Annotated in this window: 4 protein-coding genes; 1 reads left to right on the top strand and 3 read right to left on the bottom strand. The window is 30.4% G+C overall.

Annotated elements, in window-relative coordinates:
- Positions 1–371: 371 nt before the first annotated feature.
- The gene (locus tag PHF25_08900) at positions 372–494 is read right to left on the bottom strand and encodes a hypothetical protein (protein MDD4528126.1); all 123 of its coding nucleotides are present in this window, start codon (positions 492–494) and stop codon (positions 372–374) included.
- 21 nt (positions 495–515) lie between these two features.
- Positions 516–2,051 carry a DUF2254 domain-containing protein gene (locus PHF25_08895; GenBank protein MDD4528125.1) on the bottom strand — a complete coding sequence of 512 codons (1,536 nt, stop codon included), beginning with the start codon at positions 2,049–2,051 and terminating at the stop codon, positions 516–518.
- 702 nt (positions 2,052–2,753) lie between these two features.
- Between PHF25_08895 and PHF25_08890 the strand changes: the two genes are divergently transcribed.
- The gene (locus PHF25_08890) at positions 2,754–3,677 is read left to right on the top strand and encodes a DUF2971 domain-containing protein (GenBank protein MDD4528124.1); all 924 of its coding nucleotides are present in this window, start codon (positions 2,754–2,756) and stop codon (positions 3,675–3,677) included.
- 570 nt (positions 3,678–4,247) lie between these two features.
- On the opposite strand, the gene PHF25_08885 is transcribed toward PHF25_08890, so the two are convergent.
- The coding region (locus tag PHF25_08885; GenBank protein ID MDD4528123.1) for an argininosuccinate synthase at positions 4,248–4,362 on the bottom strand (115 nt) is incomplete at its 5' end.

Raw genomic sequence — 4,362 nt, 5'->3', positions numbered from 1 at the left:
CTACATTCCGCTTTTTTAGGCGCATAAGCTTCTCATGATATCGAATTATGTGCTTAAACTTAAGCACATGACCTTCAGGCTCGAATTTAAAAATCACAATCATCTGACCTATCAAACTTGTGAAATTAGGTTTATGCGCTTAAAATTTGGGAAGTCAGGCTCTTCACGTTCAACTCAGTTTTAATATATTTTTCCTGCCGGCGGTCTGCTGAAATCTTCCCCGAATACGTTTGTTAAGAAAAGAGAACTTGAAAACCCGCGATTTTTGCAGATTTAAAAGGAGCACTTTGCAGGGCCTTTTTTGCTCGAAGTTATATTTTACTCTTGGGGAGGTTATTCTTATTCAAGTGAACTTTTCTATTACAACTAATTCAATTGAAAGTGTTTTTCTTGTCGGCTATATAATCTAAATCAGAATAATTTTGGGCTTTGCTTAAGGCACCTAAACAAATACTATCTACGCTTTTACCTATTGAAAAGAGTAGAACTGACAAATACACTCCTTTAAAATAAACCTATAGCGTAGGATAGCAATTAATCCCTTTTTTAGATCTAACTAGTACATAATAGGAAAAATCATTTAATAATCTAGATACGTCATCTCTTCCGTATTTTTCTGCATTTTTGCCAATGACTCTCGTATATCGCAGTATATCTACAACATCCTCAGTCATATTGTTTTCATGTGCAATATACCCCATTTTGATTATTGCTTTTACTGCTAACAAAATTAAATCATCTGGTAATTCTGAAAATTCTTCGATATACTCTATTCCATATTCTTCCTTAAATTCTTCGCAATAGTCATGATCATCTTTATACTTTATGGACTCTTTCTCAGACTCTTCTTTAAAAGCAATCCTTATAATTCTAAAAAGTGGGTCTAATACATCAGGTAACAGGTCTCTAACTTTATATTCAGCACAGCTCTCCCCAATATTCCCAATAGATGTGGTTATTCTTGTTTGTAAATATTCCATATCACTTTCAAATGATTTCTCAATATTACGCTCAAGATGCCTTATAGCTGAGATTATTAGCCTAGTATTATTTTGTTCTGCTGCTATTTCCCCAAGTTTACTTATCGCATAAACATAATCAGGTGAGAATACACTATGATCATCTGGTTTCCTGATTATAATTAGCGTAACTCTATAAAACCAGTTCATAACTAATTCGGCACATTTTTCATCACTCTTATAGATAGCTAATTTCCCAATGTTAAAAAAGAGTTTAGCGAAAAAAGTATATATTTTTTTGAACTCTTGATTTTCAATGCTATCATCTTCTAGTATATTTATAGAAGATTTTATAATAATTAATAGTCCATTTCTTGCTACTTCATAATCATACTTCATTAATGAGCTATTTATTACATCAACTATTGGAAGAATAGGATCTTCGCGATTTTCAATATTTACACCGTTATTTATTAAATCGGTATCATATAAGACCAAATTTGAACTGAAATTAAATGGATCAGCTAACAAAATATTATTTTTTGTAATTTTTTCAGATAAAAGTGACATTATCGTTGAAGGCTTAAGTAAATCAAGGGTATTTTGAATATATAGAATTAATGAAAGCAATGAAAAAGTTCCAAGAGCATAACAAGTCCAAATATGGGCTTCAAAGGAACTGAATAAACTGTGTTTAAGACTCGCTATTTTCCCTAAACTGTCAGTATTTATTTGTTTTAAAACCCACATCTCATAAATAATAGATGTAAGATAAATACCTATTAACAGGTAAAAATCAGGGTTGCTATTCACATTTTTAAATATTTCAATCACTTTTATAGAATAAGAAGACGCTGTCTGCTGTACTGCTACTAAACTAAGGGTAACAACAATAGCAAGAATAGCTGCTTCGCTTTGTATGATAGTACTAATTAGGGATTTAGCACTATCAGGATCGGTCATAGGAAAACCAATATAAACTCCAAAACAGGAATGTGAAAGAACATAAGTAAGTATAATGACAAAAGCAAGAATGTAAAAGTAAAGAAAAAGTTTACGCTTTTGGATAAATACATACAAGTTTTTCAACATAAAGAAAATAAGTTAACACTAAACAATATAAAGATACTGAAATTTATACTTAAATTAACTATTAAAATTCATGTTAGAATTAATTAGGTTGTTTGGTGTTAAATACATTCTATATCTCACTAGACTTCTGAATTGTAAGCAATCCTACAGACCAACGCAAGACGGACTTTCAACTGGAGTCTCTAAAGTGAAACATTCAATAAAGAACGGCCTCTTTATCAGCCTTTGAGAGCCCAGGGTCTAAGATGACTCCATATATCTCTGTGGATTCCGATATTATTATTTTTACTTTCCAGTTCTCTATATTTTTCTATATTTTCTACCTTATTTAATTGAGAACAAAAGATTGTTCTTTTAAAGAAAGAGTCTATAAGACTACAAGTTTTCAACAAATGATCGCCTAAGTATAAAGACCATACATTGTAGTAAGACCATACATTGTAGTAAGACCATACATTGTAGTGTTCTTTTGCTAATGGAACGTACCTTAAGTACTTATAAATTCTTCTTCTAGATGTGCATATTCTTCCCAGGCGATAATTGGATCAAACATATTGAATTCTTGAATCTTTTATCCTTAAAGCTTTTTTCTTTGATGTGATGATTTTTGTAAAGGCATACAAGAGATCTGATTGTAAGATTTAAAGGTCGGTTTTCGAAAAATAGAAGTGATTAAATATTTTCGTTTATATGTAAAATGATATGTCAAAAAAGATAAATAAATCACCTAAAGCGCAAATAGGTGAGAGCAAAATTTTCTATAAATATCAAAAAATAGATGAAAACAAATACCCATTGAAAAATCTTAAAAATAACGAACTTTGTTTTAGTTCTCCTACCGAGTTCAATGATCCTTATGATTGTTTAAGTAATGTTTTCTATGAGGGTACCGAAAATGAATTATTAGATTTTCTTCAACAATATGGAAGTACGCTTAGCATTGAAGAGTTGAACCTTCAAAAATACAAAACGGAAAGTAACACTTATCTTATAAATCCAGGCATTTTCTATCCAAATAATAATCATTCTTTACCTATTGATTTCAGAAAAAGATTAAAAGTTTGTTGTTTTAGTGAAGAAGATAATAACTTTCTATTGTGGAGTCATTATGCTGATTATAATAAAGGTATATGTTTTGGGTTTGAAGGAAAGTATCTCGGCTATAATGGAAAAATTTATGGTTTAGCCCATGACAGGAAATGTTACTCTTTTGACTTAGAATCAAAAACAAACTTTAAACCAATTTTTTATCAAATGAAATATCAAAGAAATTTTCCAAAAAGAGTAAATATGCTAACAACTAAAAACTGGACGCCTCTTATTGATTTTTTATTGACTAAACATTTGGACTGGAGATCTGAAAAAGAATATCGTGTGTTTGATGGAATTAATGACGAAGGTCCGTATATATTTTATAAATTCAAAAAAGAAACCTTGAAAAAAGTTATTTTAGGAATTTATACTCCTACTTGGGTTGTCAAAGAAGTGATAGATATCCTCAAAAAGGAATATTTGCAAAAAGGATATAAAGTTGAATTATATAAAATGAAACCTGTAGATGGAAAATATTCTATGGTACCTGAAAAGATAAATTTCATAGAAATGTACAAAAAATCATTAGAATGATCTTAAGAAACATTCCTTGATTTGGAGTTTTAAGAGGATCTATAAATTAATTTAACATTTTATAAATTATAGGATCTCATGATATCCTATATTCGGCAGGTCGACATTAAATTTTGAGAATTTTTACTGATATCGTTTTTCAAACATTATACAAATAGATTATGTGTTTAAAATTGGTTAACATACAACCAAAATCTCACGACATATATAAACAATGAACCAGTTTTGCAATAATGTTTAGTATAAGGGATAATATGTTTTCCCAGCAAAAACGCTATCAGTAAAAATGTTACGAAAAAAACAAGTTACCTGCCGAAAGTAGGTGATATAGTTGCATCTGTTTCATTTTCTTTTATTACATCTCGAGAAGGCCCGTGCGTAGCACGGTGACAATAACGGTTTAAGACAGCTATTACTGCTCTCCAGAAAAGCTAAATCCATCAATTACTCTGGAACTATAAAAAAGGAAATAATTGAAAATCTAAAAGTAGCCAGAAATAAGCAAAAAAAGAGAAAAGATACCTGCCCTTTTGAAAAACAAAAGGGCAGGAAAAGAAATAAAATTTCAAATTATTTTTCCATTACTTTCCTGTACATCCTCGCCTGGAACCCGTGATACTTCGCAAACCCTTCTGCATCCTTCTGGTCAATGGTCTGGCTGTCAAACGAAACCAAATCTTCGGAA

Source organism: Candidatus Margulisiibacteriota bacterium (assembly GCA_028706105.1).
Taxonomy (GTDB): domain Bacteria; phylum Margulisbacteria; class Riflemargulisbacteria; order GWF2-35-9; family DYQY01; genus DYQY01.
This window is presented reverse-complemented; position numbering and strand designations above follow the sequence as displayed.

What these genes read in the sequence shown, in the direction of transcription:
- PHF25_08895 (MDD4528125.1), bottom strand. Translation starts at nt 2,051, where the DNA reads ATGTTGAAAAACTTGTATGTATTTATCCAAAAGCGTAAACTTTTTCTT.
- PHF25_08890 (MDD4528124.1), top strand. Translation starts at nt 2,754, where the DNA reads ATGTCAAAAAAGATAAATAAATCACCTAAAGCGCAAATAGGTGAGAGC.